Source organism: Streptomyces sp. NPDC059452 (genome assembly GCF_042750035.1).
In the GTDB taxonomy this organism is placed as follows: Bacteria; Actinomycetota; Actinomycetes; order Streptomycetales; family Streptomycetaceae; genus Streptomyces.
The window spans coordinates 1-20627 of record NZ_JBHYVE010000044.1 but is presented as its reverse complement, the minus strand read 5'-3'; the positions used below and the strand labels follow the sequence as shown (position 1 = coordinate 20627).

12 protein-coding genes are annotated in these 20627 nt (G+C 73.2%); 9 read left to right on the top strand and 3 right to left on the bottom strand.

What is annotated here, in order from left to right:
• Nucleotides 1–102: 102 nt before the first annotated feature.
• On the top strand, nucleotides 103–1113 hold the full coding sequence (locus ACFW9Z_RS34115) for an ABC transporter substrate-binding protein (protein ID WP_384647143.1): 1011 nt from the start codon (nucleotides 103–105) through the stop codon (nucleotides 1111–1113).
• 89 nt (nucleotides 1114–1202) lie between these two features.
• On the opposite strand, the gene ACFW9Z_RS34110 is transcribed toward ACFW9Z_RS34115, so the two are convergent.
• On the bottom strand, nucleotides 1203–2438 hold the full coding sequence (locus ACFW9Z_RS34110; protein WP_384647141.1) for a M20 family metallopeptidase: 1236 nt from the start codon (nucleotides 2436–2438) through the stop codon (nucleotides 1203–1205).
• A gap of 138 nt (nucleotides 2439–2576) precedes the next feature.
• Here ACFW9Z_RS34110 and ACFW9Z_RS34105 point away from each other — a divergent pair, with 138 nt between their 5' ends.
• From ACFW9Z_RS34105 to ACFW9Z_RS34095, 3 genes are read left to right on the top strand one after another with little or no spacing between them, the layout of a single operon-like run.
• Nucleotides 2577–9926 carry an amino acid adenylation domain-containing protein gene (locus tag ACFW9Z_RS34105; RefSeq protein WP_384647138.1) on the top strand — a complete coding sequence of 2450 codons (7350 nt, stop codon included), beginning with the start codon at nucleotides 2577–2579 and terminating at the stop codon, nucleotides 9924–9926.
• Nucleotides 9927–9931: 5 nt separating this feature from the next.
• On the top strand, nucleotides 9932–10135 hold the full coding sequence (locus tag ACFW9Z_RS34100; protein ID WP_384647135.1) for an MbtH family protein: 204 nt from the start codon (nucleotides 9932–9934) through the stop codon (nucleotides 10133–10135).
• Nucleotides 10132–11595, top strand: coding sequence for a DHA2 family efflux MFS transporter permease subunit (locus ACFW9Z_RS34095; RefSeq protein WP_384647133.1), 1464 nt, complete (start codon nucleotides 10132–10134; stop codon nucleotides 11593–11595). Before ACFW9Z_RS34100 ends, ACFW9Z_RS34095 begins: the two co-directional genes overlap by 4 nt.
• 140 nt (nucleotides 11596–11735) lie before the next feature.
• Here the strand turns inward: ACFW9Z_RS34095 and fes are convergent, their stop codons facing one another.
• Entirely contained in the window at nucleotides 11736–13019 is a 1284-nt protein-coding gene (gene fes / locus ACFW9Z_RS34090) for an enterochelin esterase (protein ID WP_384647131.1), read from the bottom strand.
• Nucleotides 13020–13033: 14 nt separating this feature from the next.
• Nucleotides 13034–15373, bottom strand: a complete 2340-nt coding sequence (gene fhuB / locus ACFW9Z_RS34085; protein WP_384647129.1) for a Fe(3+)-hydroxamate ABC transporter permease FhuB — start codon at nucleotides 15371–15373, stop codon at nucleotides 13034–13036.
• Between the two features lie 101 nt (nucleotides 15374–15474).
• Between fhuB and ACFW9Z_RS34080 the strand changes: the two genes are divergently transcribed.
• The 5 genes from ACFW9Z_RS34080 (at nucleotide 15475) to ACFW9Z_RS34060 (ending at nucleotide 20166) form a co-directional block, all read left to right on the top strand.
• Nucleotides 15475–16305, top strand: a complete 831-nt coding sequence (locus ACFW9Z_RS34080) for a 2,3-dihydro-2,3-dihydroxybenzoate dehydrogenase (protein ID WP_384647126.1) — start codon at nucleotides 15475–15477, stop codon at nucleotides 16303–16305.
• Nucleotides 16306–16401: 96 nt separating this feature from the next.
• The gene (gene dhbC / locus ACFW9Z_RS34075) at nucleotides 16402–17607 is read left to right on the top strand and encodes an isochorismate synthase DhbC (RefSeq protein ID WP_384647123.1); all 1206 of its coding nucleotides are present in this window, start codon (nucleotides 16402–16404) and stop codon (nucleotides 17605–17607) included.
• Nucleotides 17604–19250 carry a (2,3-dihydroxybenzoyl)adenylate synthase gene (locus ACFW9Z_RS34070; protein ID WP_384647121.1) on the top strand — a complete coding sequence of 549 codons (1647 nt, stop codon included), beginning with the start codon at nucleotides 17604–17606 and terminating at the stop codon, nucleotides 19248–19250. The genes dhbC and ACFW9Z_RS34070 overlap by 4 nt, the downstream gene beginning before the upstream one ends.
• A gap of 47 nt (nucleotides 19251–19297) precedes the next feature.
• Nucleotides 19298–19930 carry an isochorismatase family protein gene (locus ACFW9Z_RS34065; protein ID WP_384647119.1) on the top strand — a complete coding sequence of 211 codons (633 nt, stop codon included), beginning with the start codon at nucleotides 19298–19300 and terminating at the stop codon, nucleotides 19928–19930.
• Nucleotides 19927–20166, top strand: coding sequence for a phosphopantetheine-binding protein (locus ACFW9Z_RS34060; protein WP_384647117.1), 240 nt, complete (start codon nucleotides 19927–19929; stop codon nucleotides 20164–20166). Before ACFW9Z_RS34065 ends, ACFW9Z_RS34060 begins: the two co-directional genes overlap by 4 nt.
• Nucleotides 20167–20627 lie beyond the last annotated feature (461 nt).

Here is a 20627-nt window from a genome sequence, read left to right as displayed (position 1 = left end):
GCTAAAGTAAGGCTAACCTTAGCCCGCCGAGCGGTCGACGGTCGCCCTTGTGCTGCCGTTCGCCCCTCGTCGCTTCATGTCCCGTTGATTCCGGAGCCCTTGATGATCCTGCACCGCCGCCCCGTCCGCACCGCCTCCCGAAGAGCCGCACAGGCCGTCGCCACGCTCGGGGCCGCAGCCCTGCTCCTGACGGCCTGCGGCGGGAGCTCCGACTCCGGCAGCAGCAAGCCCTCCGGCGACAAGCCCGCCTCGGCGGACTCCTCCGCGTCCAAGACGCGCACCGTCAAGGACGCGACCGGCACGGCCGTGGAGATACCCGCCGAGCCGAAGCGCATCGTGACGCTCACCCAGGAGGACCTGGACGCGGTCCTCGCGCTGGACATCAAGCCGGTCGGCATCACCAACGGGCAGGGCCTGGACAAGCCGCCGGCCTACCTCGCGGACAAGGTCGAGGGCATCGACATCGTCGGCAACCTGCTCCAGCCGGTCATGGACAAGGTCGTCGCCGCCAAGCCCGACCTGATCCTCGCCGGTGACATGCAGGACGAGCAGGTGCTCAAGCAGCTCCGCGAGATCACCCCGGCCACGCTGGTGACGATGGCACCGGCCGACGACTGGAAGCTGTTCTTCCGCGGGGTCGGCAACGCCGTCAACAAGCTGGACGCGGCCAACAAGCTCATCACCGACCACGAGGCCGCCGCCAAGGCCGCCGGTGAGAAGCTCGGTAGGCACAAGGGCGCCGAGGTCTCCATCGTCCGCTGGAACCCGGACGGGCCGAGCTGGATGGAGAACAAGCAGTTCGCGAGCGGTGTCGCGCTGGAGATGGGGCTGAAGCGGCCCAAGTCCCAGAACAAGGACGGCAACGCGCACACGCCGTCGCTGAGCCTGGAGAAGATCAACGAGATCGACGGCGACTGGCTGTTCCTGTCGACGCTGACCTCCGACGGCGCCAAGGCGCTCAAGGACGTCCAGAACAAGCCGGCCTACAAGGAGCTGGGCGCCGTCAAGAACAAGCAGGTCGTGACGGTCGACGGCTCGGTGTGGTCCACCCGTGGCGGGCCGCTGGCGGCCGACGTGGTGATGGACGACTACATCAAGGCACTCTCCAAGTAGCGCTGCCCAAGCAGCAGGGGAGCGTTGCCCCGTGGCCCGGTCCGGAGACTCCGGACCGGGCCACGGGGCCGCCTGCGGGTAGGCCCCGGTCAGGCGGACGGGGTGACGGCTTCTCCGTGGGCCGCAGCGGCGGTCGCTCCGGCGGCAGTCCTGGCGGCGGCGAAGTCCGCGGCGGTCCACGCCATGCCCACCGCGCCGTCCAGCAGGGCCTGTTCGGCCACCGGAGAGACCGCCGCTTCGGCGAACTCGGGCTCGTGCGGGCCGCAGACACCTCCGCTGATGTCCAGCACCGGATGGATGGACGGCACCACGTGCGAGACGTTGCCCATGTCCGTGCAGGCGAAGGGCGGGCGCTCGACGGATTCGGCGCGGCCCAGCTCGCGGGCGTTGGCGGTCCAGAGCCGCAGCAGCTCCGGGTCGCCCCGGAAGTCGAGGTAGTCGGGCTCGGGGCGCTCCAGGGCCACTTCGCAGCCCGTGGCGAGCGCGCCGGCCCGGAAGCAGTCCTCGACGCGCTGCCGCAGCTCCCGCAGGTCCTCGGCGGCCAGCGCGCGGATCTCGTACGTGGCGGTGGCCCGGTCGGGTATCAGGTTGGGCCGGGTCCCGGCCGCCGTCGTGACGCCGTGCACCCGCCACTGGGGCGGGAGTTGCTGGCGCAGCAGCCCCAGGGCGACCTGGGCGACCGTGAGCGCGTCGGCGGCGTTGCGGCCCTCGTGCGGGTTGAGGCTGGGGTGGGCGGAGCGGCCGGTGAAGGTGACGTCGAGGGTGCCGAGGGCGAACGAGCGGAAGTCGGCGAGCTCGAAGGGGCAGGGGTGGACCATCATCGCGGCATCCACCCCGTCGAACGCTCCGGCCTCCAGAAGGAGCGCCTTGCCCGCGCCTCGCTCCTCGGCGGGTGTGCCGATCACCCGGACGGTCAGGCCGAGTTCATCGGCGTACGGGGCGAGGCCGAGCGCCGCGCCGACCCCGGCGGCGGCGATCAGGTTGTGGCCGCAGGCGTGGCCGAGGCCGGGCAGGGCGTCGTACTCGCAGGCGATCGCGACGGTGACGGGCCCCGAGCCGATCGTGGCCCGGAAGGCCGTCTCCAGGCCGTGGGCGGGTGCGGTGACCTCGAAGCCGTGGGCGGCCAGGAGTTCGGCACAGAGGGCGGCGGAGCGGTGCTCCTCGAAGGCGGTCTCCGGGTCGGCGTGGATGCGCCGGCTCAGGTCGAGCAGGGCCGCCGCGTTCTTCGCGACCGTGTCCTGGACGGCGGCCCTCAGGGCGCCGAGCCGCTCGCCGGCCACCCCCTCGGCCGGTGCGGTGGCGCGTTCGGTTCCGGGGACGGGCATGGGGCTCTCCTGGCGTTCCGGACCGCCCGGGGACGGTCGCCTGCACTGTCGGAAATAGGTTAACTTAGCCTTACCTAAGTGCGTACCGGGGAGCTGGTGGCCCGGTGTCCGTTGTCCTTCAGGGGAGTCGTCACACATATGCATGAGCGTCCGAACCGCCCGACCAGCTCTTCGGCAGCGCACCCCGGCAGCCCTCCTTCCCCGCCACTGCCCCTTCTGACCGCCCAGTCGGGCATCTACTACGCGCACCAACTGGCGCCGGACGGCACCGCGCTGAACACGGCCGACCGCGTGGAGATCGAGGGGCCGCTCGACGGGGACCTGTTCGCCGAGGCGGTCGTACGGACCGTGGGCGAGGCGGACACCCTGGCGCTGCGGCTCTCCGAGGCCGACGGCACTCCGGTGCAGCACGTCGTCCACGCCGAACCCGTCGTCCACCGGCTCGATCTGACGGAGGAACAGGCCGAGGCGTGGATACGGGAGGACCTGGCCCGTCCGGTGGACCTCACCTCCACCGGGGGTCTGATGACGCAGGCGCTGATCCGCGTCGGCGAGGACCGCCACTGGTGGTACCAGCGCGTCCACCACATAGCCGTCGACGCCTACGCCCTCTCCCTCATCGGCCGCCGGGTCGCCGAGCTCTACTCGGCGGCCGTCGCCCAGGAGCCCGCGCCCGAGGGCCGGTTCGCCCCGCTGAGCGAGCTGACCGGCGACGAGGCCGCGTATCTGTCCGGTGAGGAGTACGCCGAGGACCGCGCCTTCTGGGCGGAGCGCATGGCCGGGTACTCCCCCGAGGCCCCGCCCGTCCCCGCCGATGGTTCTGCCGACGACGGCCTCCTCCACCGGATCACCGACCTCCCCGCGACCACCCTGGACCGGCTCTCCCGGGCGGCGCGCGCCGCGAAGGCGACCTGGGCCGAACTCGTCGTCGCCGCCACCGCCGGTCATCTGCACCGGCTCACCGGCACCGAGGACGTGGTGCTGGGCCTGCCGCTGACCAACCGGCGCGGACCGGCCGCCCTGCGCACCCCGGCCATGACGGTGAACGTGCTGCCGCTGCGGATCGCCGTACGTCCGCAGGACACCGGGGCCGAGCTGCTGCGCCGGGTCGTGCTGGAGATCCGCGCGGTCCGCCGCCACCAGCGCTACCCGCAGGCCGACCTCCGCCGCGATCTGGCCCTGGAGTCGGCCGACGTGCCGCTGACGGGCCCGATGGTCAACATCAAGCCCTTCGACGGCTCCCTGGACTTCGCCGGGCTCCCCGGCACCGTGCGCAACCTCGCCGCAGGCCCCGTGGAGGGCCTCGCGGTCGGCGCGGCACCGGGCCCGGACGGCGGCCTGCGGCTCACGCTGGACGCCAACCCCGCCGCGTACGGCGAGGCCGCGCTCGCCGCCCACGAGGAGACCTGGCTGCGCTACCTGGACGGTCTGGCCGAGCTGTTGCTCACCGCCCCGGACCGGCCCGTCGCCACCCTGGACCTGCTCACCGACGACCAGCTCCGCGAGGCCACGGCGGGCCGCACCGAGCCGCCCGCCGCCCTGACCCTCCCCAGGTCGTTCACCGCGCAGGCCGCACTGACTCCCGACGCCGTCGCCGTACGCTCCACCCTCGCGGGCACGTTCCGGGGCGCCCGGGCGGCGGAGGGCTCCGAGCAGGCGGAAGGCTCCGGGGAGACGGAGGGCTCCGCGGAGGCGGAAGGTGCCGAGAAGGCCGCAGGCGCCGTCCTCACCTTCGCCGAGCTGGACGCCGCGTCCGACCGGCTGGCCCATCTGCTGGCCGGGACCGGTGGAGAGCCGGAGACCGGTGCCACGGTGGCGCTGGCGCTGCCCCGGACCGCCGACATGGTGGTGGCCCTGCTCGCCGTGCTCAAGGCGGGCCTGGTCTGCCAGCCGCTGGATCTCGGCCACCCCGCCGCCCGGACGCTGGCCGTCCTAGAGGACGCCCGGCCCCTCTGCGTCATCGGCACGGCCGCGACCCTGGCCGGGCTCCCCCCGCACGGTCTGGCCACTGTCGCACTCGACGAGCCCGCGACCGCCGCCGCACTCGCCGCCCGCCCCGACGGACCGCTTCCCACCGGGCCCGCGCTCGGTGACCCCGCCTATCTCATCCACACCTCCGGTTCCACCGGGCGCCCCAAGGGCGTCCTCGTCAGCCACGCCTCGCTGGCCAATCTCGGCGCGGGCCACCTCACCGACCACATCGCCCCGGCCGTCGCCCGCACCGGCCGGGACCGGCTCCGGGTCGCCCACAGCGCCTCGTTCGCCTTCGACGCGTCCTGGGACCCGCTGCTGTGGATGGTCCACGGCCATGAGCTGCACCTGCTGGACGACGCCGCCTACCGGGACCCCTCGGTCCTCAGCGCGTACGTCGACACCCACCGGGTCGACTATCTCGACATCACCCCCTCCTACGCCGAAGCGCTCATCGCCGAAGGCCTGCTGGACGAGGGGCGCCACCACCCCGCCCATCTGGTCGTCGGCGGCGAGACCGTGCCCCCGGCCCTGTGGGAGCGGCTGACCGCAGCCGAGGCCGTGCACCCGGTCAACCTCTACGGCCCGACCGAGACGACCGTCGACGCCTACTACTGGCTCCCCGGCGAGACCCCGGCCCGCCCCGACGGCCGGCCCGTGCGCGGCTCGCGTGTCTACGTCCTGGACTCCTCCCTCCGCCCCGTGCCCGCCGGGGTGACCGGTGAGCTCTACGTCTCCGGGTCCTGCCTGGCCCTCGGCTACCTCGGCCGCCCCGACCTGACGGCCGAGCGGTTCGTCGCCGACCCGTTCGGTGATCTGCACGGCACCCCCGGCGGCCGGATGTACCGCACCGGGGACCTCGTGCGCCGCCGCGAGGACCACACCCTGGAGTTCCTGGGCCGCAGCGACGACCAGGTGAAGATCCGCGGCTTCCGGATCGAGCTCGGCGAGATCCAGGCCCGGCTGGCCGCCCATCCGCAGGTCGCGGCGGCCGCCGTCATCGCCCGGGAGACCGGGCACGGCAAGCGCCTCCTCGCCTACGCGGTCCCGGCGAAGGACAGCGGAACACCCCCCACCCCCGACGCCCTCCGCGACCATCTGGCCGCCGCGCTGCCCGAGCACATGGTCCCCGCGACCGTGACGCTGCTCGACGCCCTCCCCCGTACCGCCAACGACAAGCTGGACCACCGCGCGCTGCCCGACCCCGAACCGCTCTCCCCTGCCATCGGGGCCGAGGCCGTCGGTGAGAGCGGCCCGCACACCGAGATCGTGCGGGGCCTCTACGCCGATGTCCTCGGTATCGCGGAGCCCCCGGCCGCCGAGGCCGGTTTCCTCGACCTCGGCGGGCACTCCCTGCTCGCCGCCCGGCTGGCCGCCCGGGTCCGCGAGCACTTCGGCGTCCCCTTCTCCATCGCCGATGTCTTCCGCCACTCCACCCCGGCGGCGCTCGCCGCACAGGTCCGCACCCGCAGCGGCGCGGCCACCGCGTCCGTCCCGCTCTCGCTCGTCCCCCGCACCGGTCCCCTGCCTCTCTCTCCGGCCCAGCAGCGGCTCTGGTTCCTCCACCGCCTCGAAGGCCCCAGCCCGACCTACAACATCCCGCTCGTCCTGAGTGTCACCGGCCCCCTCGACCGGGACGCGCTCCAGCTCGCCCTGCACGATCTGGTGGGCCGTCACGAGACACTGAGAACGGTATATCCGCCCACTGACAACGCGTCCGGAGCCGACGGCGACGGCACCCCTCACCAGGTGATTCTTCCCCCCGGCCACGAGGCGGCCCGCCCGGTGCTGCGCCTCGCGGAGCCCGGCAGCGACCTCACCGAGGCCGTGCGGTACTGCTTCGACCTGGCCGCCGAGCCCCCGCTGCGCACGGTCCTGTTCAGCGAGGAGCCCGGCCACCACACCCTGCTCCTGCTGCTCCACCACATCGCGGGCGACGGCGCGTCCACCACGCCCCTGGCCCGGGACCTCGCCACGGCCTACACCGCCCGCCTCGCGGGCCGCGCCCCGGAGTTCACGCCGCTGGACGGCCAGTACGTCGACCACGCCGCCCGGCTCCAGGAGGTCCTGGGCACCCCCGCCGAGCCGACCCCGCTCGCCGAGGCCCAGCTCGCCCACTGGCGCGAGGCGCTGGCCGGGCTGCCCGACCAGCTGGAGCTGCCCACCGACCGGCCCCGGCCGCCCGTCGCCACCTCGGCCGGTGACACCGTGCCGTTCGCCCTGGACGCGGCCACCCACGAGGCGCTGCGCCGACTGGCCCGGTCGCACGGCGCGACGGTCTTCATGACCGTGCAGGCGGGCCTCGCCGCCCTGCTGACCCGGCACGGCTGCGGCACCGACATCCCGCTCGGCACCCCCGTGGCGGGCCGCGACGACGACACCACGGCCGGGCTCGTCGGCTTCTTCACCAACACCGTGGTCCTGCGCACCGACACCTCCGGCGACCCCGGATTCGGCGCCCTGCTGGACCGCGTGCGGGCCACCACGCTCGCCGCCTACGAGCACGACGCGCTCCCCTTCGACCACCTGGTGGAGGCGCTGAACCCGCCGCGCTCGCTGGCCCGGCACCCGCTGTTCCAGGTGATGCTGGCCTGGCAGTCGATCGCGGACGGGCCCGCCGCCTTCGGCCCGGACGCCACCGCGCGGCTCGCCGCCGTACCGTCCGGCACCGCCAAGTTCGACCTGACGCTCAACGCGGGCGAGCTGGCCGAGGGCGGGATCGCCGGGTTCCTGGAGTTCCGCACGGACCTCTTCGACCGGGCGAGCGCCCAGGCGCTCGCGGACCGGCTGGCCCGGCTGCTGACCGCCGCTGCCGCACAGCCCAAGACCCCGGTGGGACTGCTGCCCGTGCTCGGCGAGGACGAGGTGCACCGCGCCCTGGTCGAGGCCAACGGCGTGCCCGCCGACCGCCCGGTGCCGCTCACGCTCGCGGAGGTCTACGAGGTGGCGGCGCGCCGTCACCCGGAGCGCGTGGCCGTGAGCTGTGCGGGCGAGTCGCTGACGTACGCTCAGCTCTCCTCCCGCGCCCAGTCGTTGGCGCGGCTGCTCGCGGCCCGGGACATCGGGCCCGGCTCCATCGTGGCCCTCGCGCTGCCGCGTTCGCTGGATCTGGTGGCGGGGCTGCTCGCGGTTTCGCTGTCGGGGGCCGCCTACCTGCCGATGGACCCGGACTACCCGGCGGACCGGCTCGCGTACATGCTGGACGACGCCCGTCCGGCCGCGCTGATCACGGACGCGGCGACGGCGGACCGGCTGCCCGCGCACGAGCTGCCGCTGATCACGGTGGACGAGGCGGCGGGCTTCCCGGACGGACCGCTCAGCCAGTCGGACCGGACGCGGCCGCTGAGCCCGCAGGACCCGGCGTACGTCATCTACACCTCGGGATCGACCGGCCGCCCCAAGGGAGTTGTCGTCACGCAGCACAATGTGACGCGGCTGATGACGGCGACCGAGCACTGGTTCGCGTTCGGTCCGGACGACGTGTGGACGCTGTTCCACTCCTACGCCTTCGACTTCTCGGTGTGGGAGCTGTGGGGCGCGCTGCTGTACGGCGGCAAGGTCGTCGTCGTACCGCATCTGACGAGCCGTGACCCCCAGGCGTTCCTGCGGCTGTTGGCCGACGAGCGGGTCACCGTCCTCAACCAGACGCCGTCCGCGTTCTACCAGCTGGCCGCCGCCGACCGGGAGGCCCCGGGGCACAACCTGGCGCTGCGGTATGTGGTGTTCGGCGGGGAGGCGCTGGAGCTGGGACGGCTGGCGGACTGGTACGCGCGCCACCGGGAGAACGCGCCGACGCTGGTCAACATGTACGGCATCACCGAGACCACCGTCCATGTCTCCTATCTCGCGCTCGACCGGGAGACGGCCGCATCCGCCGTCTCCAGCACCATCGGCGTCAACATCCCCGATCTGCGCGTCTATGTGCTGGACGACCGGCTCCAGCCGGTGCCGCCCGGGGTCACCGGCGAGATGTACGTGGCCGGGCAGGGGGTGGCCCTCGGCTATCTGGGCCGCCCGGACCTGACGGCGGGGCGCTTCGTCGCCGATCCGTTCGCGCATCTCTTCGGGGAGAGGGGGACCCGGATGTACCGTTCGGGCGACCTCGCCCGGCGGCGTACGGACGGGGCGCTGGAGTACTTCGGGCGTGGCGACCAGCAGGTCAAGATCCGTGGGTTCCGCATCGAACTCGGCGAGATCGAGGCGGTGTTGGCCGGTCATCCGGAGGTCGCGGATGTGGCGGTCGTCGTCCGGGAGGACGTGCCCGGCGACAAGCGGCTGGTCGGTTACGTCGTTCCCGCGCCCGGCACCGACCCGGTCCCGGTCGAGCTGCGTGAGCACGCGGCGGGGAGTCTGCCGGTGCACATGGTGCCCTCGGCCGTGGTGGTGCTGGACCGGCTGCCGCTGACCGGCAACGGCAAGCTGGACCGCAAGGCGCTGCCCGCACCGGGTGTTCCGGTCAGCGGTGGCGGCCGGGCGCCGCGCACGGTCCGCGAGGAGCAGCTCTGCTCGATCTTCGCGGAGGTGCTGGGGCTGCCGTCGGCCGGGGTGGAGGACAACTTCTTCGACCTGGGCGGCCATTCGCTGCTCGCGGTACGTCTCGCGGGGCGGATCAAGTCCGCGTTCGGCATCGAGGTGTCGATCGGTACGGTCTTCCAGGCGCCGACCCCGGCCGCCCTGGACGCGGCGCTGGACGTCTCGCGCGAGGAGGACCCGCTGGATGTGCTGCTGCCTCTGCGCCCGGCCCGCCCCGGCGACCGCTCACCCGTGCACTGCGTCCACCCGGCGGGCGGTCTGAGCTGGTGCTACGCGGGGCTGATCCGCCACCTCCCGGCCGATGTGCCGATCTACGGGCTCCAGGCCCAGGGCGTCGGCGGGGCGACGGCGGACGAGCCGCTGCCCGCCACGCTGGAGGAGCTGGCCGCCCACTACGCCTCCCGCATCCGCGAGGTCCAGCCGGAGGGACCCTACCGGCTGCTCGGCTGGTCGACCGGCGGGATCATCGCCCATGCCATCGCGGCGGTGCTCCAAGAGGCGGGCCACGAGGTCGAGTTGCTGGCGATCCTCGACGCCTACCCCGCTGAGGGCTTCCGTGGCCTGCCGGTGCCCGACCTCGCCGAAGCGCTCGAATCACTGCTCACCATGGGCGGTTACGGCCCCGAGAGCCTTGGTGAGAAGGAGCTGACCACGGCGAACGTGGTGGAGGTGCTGCGCCGCGAGGGCTCCCCGCTGGCCGCGCTCTCCGCCGCGAAGATCGAAGCGCTCGGCGAGGTGTACCTCAACACCAACGACCTCGTACGGGCCTACGACCACCGGGTGTTCCGGGGCGATGTGCTGTTCTTCCGGGCCACGGTGGACACCATCGACGACACCCTGACGCCGGAGACCTGGACCCCGTACGTGAGCGGGCGCATCGACAACACGAACGTGGCCTGCTCGCACAAGGACATGACCCTGCCCGAACCGATCGCGCACATCGCGCGCGTGGTCGCCGACCGACTCACCGAGCTGGAGAAGTGACACCGATGAGTGACGCACCCGCCAACCCCTTCGATACGGACGGGGAGTTCCTCGTCCTGACCAACGACGAGGGGCAGCACTCGCTGTGGCCGCTCTTCGCGGCGGTCCCCGCGGGCTGGTCGACGGCTCACGGCCCGTGTGCCCGGCAGGAGGCGCTGGACTGGATCAACGCCCACTGGGCCGGCCCCGTCGCCACCACCGCCCGGTGAGCGGGCTGCTGATCCGGCCCCGGATACGTCCCCGGGTCGCCGTCGTCCTCGTCTACACGGCCGCGATGTGCATGAACGGCCTGGACTCGACGATCGTGAACCCGGCGCTCTACACGATCGCGGGCGACTTCGGCCGACCGCTGTCGGCGGCCAACACCGTCGAGACGGCCTTCCTGGTCGCGCTCGCGGTGGGGCTGCCGGTGGCGGGGTGGCTGGGCGACCGGTTCGGGACGAAGCGGATCTTCCTCGGCGCGCTGACCGCGTTCACGATCGCCTCGGCGGTCTGCGGGCTCGCCCCGGACCTCAACACGCTGGTGGTGGCCCGGGCCGTACAGGGCCTGGCCGGTGGGCTGTTGACGCCGGTCGGGATGACGCTGCTGTTCCGGGCGTTCCCGCCGCACGAGCGGATGAAGCTGGCCAAGGTGCTGATCGTGCCGACGGCCCTGATGCCCGCGCTGGGTCCGCCGCTGGGCGGGCTGCTCACCGAACACCTCTCCTGGCACTGGCTGTTCTTCGTGAACGTGCCGATCGGCACGGCGGCGATCCTGCTGGGCATCTTCGGTCTGCGCGAGCATGTCGAGGGCCCCGAGGGGAAGTTCGACACGGTCGGCTTCTGGCTGGCCACTCCGGCGCTGGGTCTGCTGACGTACGCGCTCGGCTTCGGCCCCTCCCAGGGCTGGACCCGGCCCGCGGTGGCCGTCTGCGCGGCCCTGGGCGCCGTGCTGCTGGTGGCGGCCGTCCTGCACCAGGTGCGGGCAAAGACACCGCTGTTGAAGCTGCGGCTGCTGGCCGACCGGGTGTACGGGTCGGCGTCCGCACTGGCCGGGGTGACGGCGGCCGGGCTGATGGGCGTGCTGTTCGTCTTCCCGCTGCTCTACCAGGCGAGCCTGGGCGCATCGGCGCTGGACGCCGGGCTGAGCGTCTTCCCGGAGGCGGTCGGGCTGATGCTGGCCTCGCAGGTGGTGGACCGGCTGCTCCCCCGGCTCGGCCCCCGGCTGCTGACCGTACCGGCCCTGCTGGTCGCGGCGGCGGTCTTCGCGACGCTCGCGATCCCGGGGGTGGCGGAGAACGCGTGGAGCGTGCGCGGGCTGATGTTCCTGATCGGTCTGGTGCTCGGTACGGCGGTGCTCACCGTGCAGATCTCCGGGTTCGAGTCGATCGGGCCCGCCGACATGGGCCAGGCGATGGGCCTGTTCCAGATCGTCCGCACGCTCGGCGGCGCGCTGGGCATCGCCGCCTGTGCGGCGGTGATCGGAGGCGGCCATGTGACGGAGGCCGCCGCCGACCCGGGCCCGTACCGTACGGCGGTCTGGGTGACGGCCGCGCTCGTCGCGGCCGGGGCGGTGCTCGCGCTGCGGCTGCCGCGCGAGGCCCCGCAGCCGCCGCCCTTCGACGACGAGGACGCGCCGCCGCCGGGTGAGGACCGGGCGACGGACGGGGCTCCGGCCGTCAAGGGCTGAGGGCACGGGACTCTCAAGGCCTGAGGGCACAAGGCTCTCAAGGGCTGAGAACACACAGGAGAGGGGCGGGGCGGCATCCGGAGGGGGGATGCCGCCCCGCCCCTTCGTGTTCGTTACGGGAGCGGGGTTACGGGAGCGGCTCAGCGGCCGCCGAGCAGGGCCGCCAGGCCGTCCGCGAGGCCGCCGCGCCAACAGGCGTAGTCGTGGCCGCCGTTGAACTCCCGGTAACGCACGTCGTAGCCGCGGGCCCGCAGGATGTTGCGGAAGCGGCGGTTCTCCTCCAGCAGCATCCACTCCTGTCGGCCGACCTCCAGATGGAGGGTGACCGGCCTGCGCTCCGCCCAGGCGTACTGCCCGGTGAGCCATTCGCCCTCGCGGTCGTCGTCGGGCCACCAGAAGGAGCCGGACTGGGAGAGGGCGAGGCCGAAGCGGTCGGACCGCCGGAAGGCGGCGAAGGCGGCGGTGAGGCCGCCCGCGCTCTGCCCGGCGACGACCGTACGGGCCGCGTCGGCCCCGGCCCCGTACGCCTGCTCCACCCAGGGCAGCAGGGTGTCGGCCATCCAGTCGACGAACGGGCCGCTGCACGCGAGGTCCTCCATGCGGCGGCCCATCGTGTCGACCAAGACCGCCACGGTGGGCGGGAGTTCGCCGTCCGCGTGCAGGTTGTCGAAGATGTCCCCGACGCCGAGCACCGGCCCCCACATCTCGCCGTCCAGGAGCACCGCGAGCGCGTACGGGCCGCCGTCCGGGCGGTGCCCCGGCGGGAGGTGGACCATGACCCGGCGGCCGTCCACCTCCGCGTCGAACGTCCGGCCCCGGGCCACGTCGTCGCGGCGGTGGGCGCGCGACTGGTCGGGGGCTTCGGGCAGTTCGAGTACGGAGGCGGGGTTGCGGCCGTCACGGGAGGGCAGCGGGGCCCCGGTGTTGAGCGGGTCGGGCTCCGCGTGGTCGAGGACCCGGCGCCAGGAGGGGCGGTCGGCGCGCAGGGCGTCCTCGCGGGTGCCACAGGTGGCGTGGAACTGGTAGGAGGCGCGGTGGTCGGTGCGCAGCCGGTGGCTGATGGCCCAGACCCCGGTGCCCGCCACCCGTTCCATCAGGTGCGGGGCGAGGTCTCCGGCGTGCCGGTCCTTGTCGGTGACGGTGTGGACCAGGGCCAGGACGTGGGTGGCGGGGCGCGCGGGGTCCTCGCGGCGGACGAAGGTGACCAGCCGGTGGCCGGGGTCGCCCTCGGGGTCGGGTTCGACGAGCGGGGCGCCGGTTTCGGAGACGTACCGCCAGAAGATCTCCTCGGCGTCGGGCTTGCCCGCGGTGACGTCCTCAAGGAGCTTACGCAGCAGGGGGCTTCGCACGGTGGACACCTCGGTTCGGCTCGGTCCCGCGGGGGCGGGAGGGGCGGGCGGGTTGCGGCGCGGTGGGTAGGTCATGTGCGGGCCGCCTTTCAGACGCGGGTGGCGGCGGAGCGGCCGAGGAGCACCCAGAGGAGGAACGGGCCGCCGAGGACGGTGGTGACGATGCCGACGGGGAGTTCGACGCCGTCGAAGACGATCCGGCCGAGGGTGTCGGCGACGACGACGAGGACGGCCCCGGTGAGCATCGAGCCGACCAGCGGGACCCGCAGCGGGCCGGCGAGCCGGGAGGCGATGACGGGGGCGGCGAGCGCGACGAAGCCGACCGGTCCGCAGATGCCGACCGCGAGCCCGGCGAGGCCGACGGCCAGCAGCAGGGCGAGGGTGCGGACCCGGCCGGGGGCGGAGCCGAGGGAGGAGGCGGTCGCGTCGTCGAAGCGCAGGACGCCCAGGTGGCGGGCGACGACGAGGCTCGCGGGGACGAGGACCGCGAGGCCGATGAGGACGGGGACGGCGACGGAGTAGCTGCGTCCGTTGAGGCTGCCGGAGGTCCACACGTACAGCGAGCTGGCCGAACTCAGCGAGCGGCGGGAGAGCACGACCTGGGTGATGGCGGAGGCCAGGGCGGACATCGCGAGGCCGACGACGAGGACGCGGTAGCCGCGCTGGCCGAGGCCGCCGGAGACGGTGGTGACGACGATGACGGCGACCAGGGCGCCGATCGGACCGGCCCACCAGGCGCCGAACGTGCCGGAGGCGCTGAGGGTGACGGAGAGCAGGACGGCGGCGGTGGCCCCGTCGTTGACGCCGAGGAGTTCGGGGGTGGCGAGGCGGTTGCGGGCCAGGGTCTGGGTGAGGCAGCCCGCGAGGCCGAGGGCGGCGCCCGCGGTGAGTCCGGCGACGATGCGGCCGAGGCGGAAGTTCTGGACGAGCAGGACGTCGAAGTGGTCGCCCTGGCCGAGGACCGCGCGGAAGGTACGGGCGACGCCCATGTCGCTCTGGCCCGCGTAGGCGGAGAGGACGACGGCGGCCAGGAGGGCGGCGGCGAGCGCGATGGCGGCCAGGGCCGCGCGCCGGGTGACCAGCAGGGAGAGGGGGCCCCGGCGCACAACGAGGGTGTCGGGCGGGCGCACGCGTACGGCCTTGGGCTTACGGCCCTTCGGGCGGGGCAGGGCGAGCTTGAAGCGGCGGGGGCGGTCGGGGGCGCGCTCCTCGGTGGCCGGTTCCGTCATGCCCATCGAGGCCAGCTGCTTGGAGCGGACGATGGCGATGAGGACGGGGGCGCCGATGAGGGCGACGATGACGGAGACGGGCGCTTCGAAGGGCCGGGAGACCACGCGGGCGGCGACGTCGGAGACGGCCAGGACGCAGGCGCCGATGAGTCCGGCGAGCAGGAGGCGGGCGGCCAGCCGGGTGCCCGCGATGGCCCGGGCGAGGAATCCGGCGAGCAGACCGAGGAAGGAGATGGGCCCGGCGAGCGCGACGGCGGAGGCCGTGAGGAGGGTGACGCCGATGGCGACGACCGTACGGATGACGGGCGGCCGGTGACCAAGGCTGCGGGCCAGGTCGTCGCCGAGCGCGAGCGCGGAGAGCGGGCGGGCGACCAGCAGGGCGACGAGGAAGCCGACGGCGAGGACGGGGGCCAGGCGGCCGAGTTCGCCGAAGCCCTCGACTCCGGCGAGGGAGCCGAGGACCCAGAAGCGGAACCGGTCGTAGGTCTCGGCGGAGTTGACGACGATCACGCTGGTGAGCCCGCCGAAGGTGGCGCCGAGCGCCGCTCCGGCGAGGACGAGCCGCATGGGGGAGCCGCCGCCGCGCCGCCCGGATATGAGGAGGACCAGACCGCTGGCGACCACCGCGCCGACGAAGGCGCAGACCAGGTAGGCGTAACCGGAATCGAAGCCGAGGAGTGCGATGCCCGCGACGACACCGAGCGAGGCGCCCGCGTTCACGCCGAGCAGACCGGTCTCGGCGAGCGGGTTGCGGGTGACCGCCTGGAGCAGGCATCCGGCGACACCGAGGGCCGCGCCGACGAGCAGCGCGGTGAGGGTGCGCGGCAGGCGCAGATCGCCGACGACCAGGGAGAGGCGGGCGTTGTCGCGGGCCCCGTCCCGGTTGAGCAGGTAGTCGAGCACCCCGCCGACGCCGACCTCGCCCGCGCCTATGGAGAGCGAGAGGCCGCTCAGCAGCAGGACGGCGGCGGTGAGACCGGCCACGGCGAGCACCACGGCGCGGCGCCCGGTGGAGGGCGCGCCCGCCTCCTTGCCGGGGTCCGCCCCCGTGCCGGGTCCGGAGCCGGGTCCCGAAGCGGCTTTCTCCGCTCCGGCGGGCGGTGTCTTCGCCCCCTGTTCCGTCTCCCCTCCGTCCAACTGGGCCGTCGAAGAGTCATGTTCGGGAGCCGAGGCCGTGGTCCCCGTGCGCGGCGTTTGCATAAGGTGAGGCTAACCTAACCGTATAGAGACAGTTCGACACCCTTCTGGGCGGTCGAATCGATTTAGGTTACCCTTACCTAACACCCAGGGGGAGGTTGCTCATGCCTGAGCACATACCGGGCAGAAGCGGCGAGTTCGAGGGCCGTACGGCCCTGGTGACCGGTGCCGGACAAGGCATCGGAGCCGCTGTCGCCGAACTGCTCGCCGACCTCGGCGCCCAGGTGGCGGCCACCGACCGCGCCGGGCACACCATCGAGGCGCTGGCCGCCGACTGGCCCCGCCGACAGGAGAAACTGCCGGCGGGCGAGCGTTCGGCGGGCTGCCTGGATCCATATGTGATGGACGTCACGGACCGCACCGCGGTCGAGGAGACCGTGGCCCGCATCGAACGTGAACTCGGCCCCGTGGACGTGCTGGTGAACGTCGCGGGCATCCTGCGCACGGGCGCGGCGACCGAACTCTCCGCACAGGACTGGGCGGACACCTTCGCGGTGAACACCACCGGCGTCTTCCACCTCTCGCAGACGCTCGCCCCGCTCATGGCCGCCCGGAAGTCCGGCTGCATCGTCACCGTCGGCTCCAACGCCGCCGGGATCCCGCGCACCGGCATGGCCGCCTACGCCGCCTCCAAGGCGGCCGCCGCCATGTTCACCAAGTGTCTGGGCCTCGAACTCGCCCGCAGCGGCGTACGCTGCAACGTCGTCGCCCCCGGCTCCACCGACACCGCGATGCAGCGCGCTCTGTGGACCGACCCGGGCGCCGAACAGCGCGTGATCGACGGGGACTCGCCGACGTACCGCACCGGCATCCCGCTGGGCCGGATCGCCGAACCCTCCGACATCGCCGACGCGGTGGCGTTCCTCGCCTCGGACCGCGCCCGCCACATCACGCTCCAGGAGCTGTACGTCGACGGCGGCGCGACCCTGCGCTGACCGGCGGCCCCGCACGACTCCCCCCGTACCGCTTCACCCCTCCCTCCCATCCAGCCCCCCGCACCCGCTGACGGGACCATCGAGAATGGAGTGCCCGTGTCGACGGCATCCCAGGTCGCCACGCACGTATCCCCGGCCGATCCGGCCCACCCCTCCGTAGGAGCGGCCACCTCGCTCCTGGACGCCTACACACCGGGCGACCACTTCCTCGCCACGCCCGCACGCACCCTGCTCGCACACGGACCGGCACGCCAAGTGCCCCACGACGAGAGACCGCTGACCCAGCGGGTGGACGCCACCCTGGCCGAGGCCGTCGCCGCCGGGCAGGAGACGCCCGTCGTGATCGGTGCCATCCCGTTCGACCACACGGCCCCGGCCGCCCTCACCGTCCCCGCCTCGGTGCGCACCGCCCCGCCGCTCGCCTCCGACCCGCTCATCGCCCTGCCCGCGGGCCTCTCCGCCACCACGGACTGGCAGATCCGGCCGGTCCCCGAGCCCGAGGTCTACGGGGCGGGCGTCGCCTCCGCCGTGGCCCGGATGTGGCGCGGCGAGTTCAGCAAGGTGGTGCTGGCCCGCACCCTGGAGCTCACCTCCGACGCCCCGCTCGACCTGCCCGCGATGCTCCAGCGCCTGGCCCGCCGCGACCCCTCCGGCTACACCTTCGCCCTGCCGACCGGCCCCGGCCGCACCCTGATCGGCGCCAGCCCCGAACTGCTCGTCTCCCGTCAGGGCAAGCAGGTCGTCGCCAACCCGCTCGCCGGGTCGACCCCGCGCAGCGAGGACCTGGCCGAGGACGTCCGCCGGGCCGCGACGCTGCTGGAGTCCGCCAAGGACCTCCACGAGCACGCCGTCGTCGTGGACGCCGTCCACCAGGCGCTCGCCCCGCACTGCACCGAGCTGACCGTCCCGGCCCGGCCGACGCTGATCCGCACCGCCACCATGTGGCACCTGTCCACCACCGTGACCGGCACCCTCGCCTCCCCCGACACCTCGGCGCTGGAGCTCGCGATCGCGCTGCACCCGACGCCCGCCGTATGCGGTACGCCGACTCAGACGGCCCGTCAGATCATCTCGGAGACCGAGCCGTTCGACCGCGGCTTCTTCACCGGCGTCGTCGGCTGGGGGAACGCCGACGGCGACGGCGAATGGGTCGTCACCATCCGCTGCGCCGAGGCCGAGGAGCGCACGCTGCGCCTCTACGCCGGAGCGGGCATCGTCGCCGCCTCCGAGCCCGAGGCGGAGACCGCCGAGACCGCGGCCAAGTTCCGCACCTTCCTCAGCGCTGTGGGAGCCGAGCTGTGAGTACGCAAGCGGCGCCGGCCTGGCCCGCCGAGTTCGCCGAGAAGTACCGGGCGGCGGGCTGGTGGCGCGGGGAGACCTTCGGCGAGATGCTGCGGCAGCGCGCCGAGGAGCACCCGGACCGGATCGCGATCGTCGACCCGGTGGCCGGGAGCCGGTGGACCTACGCCGATCTCGACCGGCGGGCCGACCGGCTGGCGGCGGGCTTCCTGGCCCGGGGCATCGCCAAGGACGACAAGGTGGTGGTGCAACTCCCCAACATCGCCGAGTTCTTCGAGGTGATCTTCGCGCTGTTCCGGATCGGCGCGCTGCCCGTCTTCGCGCTGCCCGCCCACCGCGAGACCGAGATCGCCTACTTCTGCGAGTTCACCGAGGCGGTCGCCTACGTCATCGCCGCCGAGCACGGCGGCTACGACTACCGCGAGCTCGCGGTGAAGACCCGCGCCCAAGTGCCGACGCTGAAGCATGTGTTCGTCGCCCAGGGGGACCCGGGCGAGTTCGAGGCGCTGGCCGAGGTGGCCGAGGAGCCGGTCGGCTACGGCGGGCCGCGACCGGACGACCTCGCCTTCCTCCAGCTCTCCGGCGGCAGCACCGGCGTACCGAAACTGATCCCGCGCACCCACGACGACTACATCTACTCGCTGTGGGGCTCCAACGAGATCTGCGGGGTCGACGCCGACACCGTCTATCTGTGCGTGCTGCCCGCCGCGCACAACTTCCCGCTCTCCTCCCCCGGTTCGCTCGGCACGCTGTACGCCGGTGGGCGCGTGGTCCTGTGCCCGCAGCCCGCGCCCGAGGTGGCCTTCCCGCTGATCGAGCGCGAGGGCGTGACCATCACCGGACTGGTGCCGCCGCTGGCCCTGCTGTGGACCGAGGCGGCGCCCGGCACCGCGCACGACCTCAGCAGCCTGGACGTGCTGCTCGTGGGCGGCGCCAAGTTCAGCGAGGAGGCCGCCCGCCGGGTGCGCCCCGCGCTCGGCTGCACGCTCCAGCAGGTCTTCGGGATGGCCGAGGGGCTGGTCAACTACACACGTCTCGACGACCCGGTCGAGACCATCGTCACCACCCAGGGCCGGCCCATCTCGCCGGACGACGAGATCCTGGTCGTCGACGACGAGGACCGGGAGGTGGCGCCCGGTGAGACGGGCCACCTGCTGACCCGGGGCCCGTACACGATCCGCGGCTACTGGAACGCCCCCGAGCACAACGCCCGTTCCTTCACCGAGGACGGCTTCTACCGGACCGGTGACGTCGTACGGGTCACGGAGAGCGGCCACATCGTCGTGGAGGGGCGCGCCAAGGACCAGATCAACCGGGGCGGTGAGAAGATCGCCGCCGAGGAGGTGGAGAACCACATCCTCGCCCACCCGGCCGTGCACGACGCCAACGTGGTGGCCGAACCGGACCCGTACCTGGGCGAACGCGTCTGCGCGTACGTGATCCTGCGCCCGGGCGCCGGTCCGCTGAAGGCGGTGGCCGTCAAGCGGTTCGTACGCGAACGGGGCCTGGCCGCCTACAAGGTGCCGGACCGGGTCGAGTTCGTGGACGCGTTCCCGCAGACGGGGGTCGGCAAGGTCTCCAAGAAGGACCTGCGCAACGCCGCCGCCCGCACGGCCACGCCCGCTCCCGCCGCCTCCTCCCTCTGACGTCCCCGCCGAACCTCCCCGCAACTCCGAACGGAACCCTCTCCACCATGGCCCTGCCCGCCATCACCCCCTACCCCATGCCGGCCGCCGACGAGCTGCCCGCCAACCGGGTCGACTGGACCGTCGACCCGGCGCGTGCGGTGCTGCTCGTCCACGACCTGCAGAACTACTTCCTGTCGGCGTACGACCGGCAGGCCGCGCCCGTGCCCGAACTCCTGTCGCATGTGGCCCAGTTGAAGAAGGAGGCGGCGCGCCTGGGCGTACCGGTCCTCTACACCGCCCAGCCCGGCGGCCAGAGCGCCGAGGAGCGCGGTCTCCAGCAGGACTTCTGGGGACCCGGTCTGCCCGCCGACGAGCAGGCGGCGGCCATCGCGGACGAGGTCGCGCCCGACGCGGGCGACACCGTCATCACCAAGTGGAAGTACAGCGGTTTCGTCCGCACCGATCTGCTGGAGCGGCTGCGCGAACAGGGCCGCGACCAGATCGTCCTCACCGGCGTCTACGCCCACATCGGCGTCCTGATGACCGCGTGCGACGCCTGGATGCAGGACATCCAGGCGTTCGTGGTGGCCGACGCGGTGGCGGACTTCTCGGCCGACGACCACGCGATGGCACTGCGCTGGGCGGCCGGCAAGTGCGCCGTCGTCACCACCGCCCGAGCCGTCTTCGAAGGGAAGTGACCGCTGTGGCTCTGACGCTCGAACAGCTGCGCGCCGATGTCGCCGACATCCTCGGCGAGGAACCGGAGGAGATCCCGCTCGACGAGAACCTCGTCGACTACGGGCTCGACTCCGTCCGTCTGATGTCCCTGGCGGCGGCCTGGCGCCGTGACCACGGGATCGAGGTGGCCTTCGCCGACCTCGCCGAGAAGCCGGCCCTGGAGGCCTGGGCACCGCTGCTCGGCGCGACCGGCTGAGCAGGCGGCGACGAGCAGTTCTTCCGAGGGTGGTGCGGACCCGGCAGTACCGGGTCCGCACCACCCTCGGCGCGTTTCCCCGGTGAACAGCGCCATTCTCCCGGCGAACAGCACCATTCTCCCGATGAACAGACCGCTCCCTCGATGAACAGTGCTACAGTGCGAAGAGCACACGTGGATGCCCCTTCGTCGGGCACCGGTGCTGGTTTCTCTCTCCCGCTGTGGCGCCCGTCCTTTCCGACCGGCGATCCGGCTTTCTCTCCCAGCGTTCTCGCTGGCTCTCCTTCCGGCCCCGGGCTTGCGTGCCCCGGTGCGGGCGTGACGATGCCGCCCCTCCGTACGCCGGTCCCCGATTTCGCCATGTCCGCGAAAGGACTTCCCAATCGTGATGTCAAGCCGCAGCCGTGACGGGAGGTGAACCTTGGTAGCGCTGTCCGTCACGGATCATGGCCCACAGGACG

What these genes read in the sequence shown, in the direction of transcription:
- ACFW9Z_RS34065 (WP_384647119.1), top strand. Translation starts at nt 19,298, where the DNA reads ATGGCCCTGCCCGCCATCACCCCCTACCCCATGCCGGCCGCCGACGAG.
- ACFW9Z_RS34110 (WP_384647141.1), bottom strand. Translation starts at nt 2,438, where the DNA reads ATGCCCGTCCCCGGAACCGAACGCGCCACCGCACCGGCCGAGGGGGTG.
- fhuB (WP_384647129.1), bottom strand. Translation starts at nt 15,373, where the DNA reads ATGCAAACGCCGCGCACGGGGACCACGGCCTCGGCTCCCGAACATGAC.
- ACFW9Z_RS34115 (WP_384647143.1), top strand. Translation starts at nt 103, where the DNA reads ATGATCCTGCACCGCCGCCCCGTCCGCACCGCCTCCCGAAGAGCCGCA.
- ACFW9Z_RS34105 (WP_384647138.1), top strand. Translation starts at nt 2,577, where the DNA reads ATGCATGAGCGTCCGAACCGCCCGACCAGCTCTTCGGCAGCGCACCCC.
- ACFW9Z_RS34080 (WP_384647126.1), top strand. Translation starts at nt 15,475, where the DNA reads ATGCCTGAGCACATACCGGGCAGAAGCGGCGAGTTCGAGGGCCGTACG.
- ACFW9Z_RS34100 (WP_384647135.1), top strand. Translation starts at nt 9,932, where the DNA reads ATGAGTGACGCACCCGCCAACCCCTTCGATACGGACGGGGAGTTCCTC.
- fes (WP_384647131.1), bottom strand. Translation starts at nt 13,019, where the DNA reads ATGACCTACCCACCGCGCCGCAACCCGCCCGCCCCTCCCGCCCCCGCG.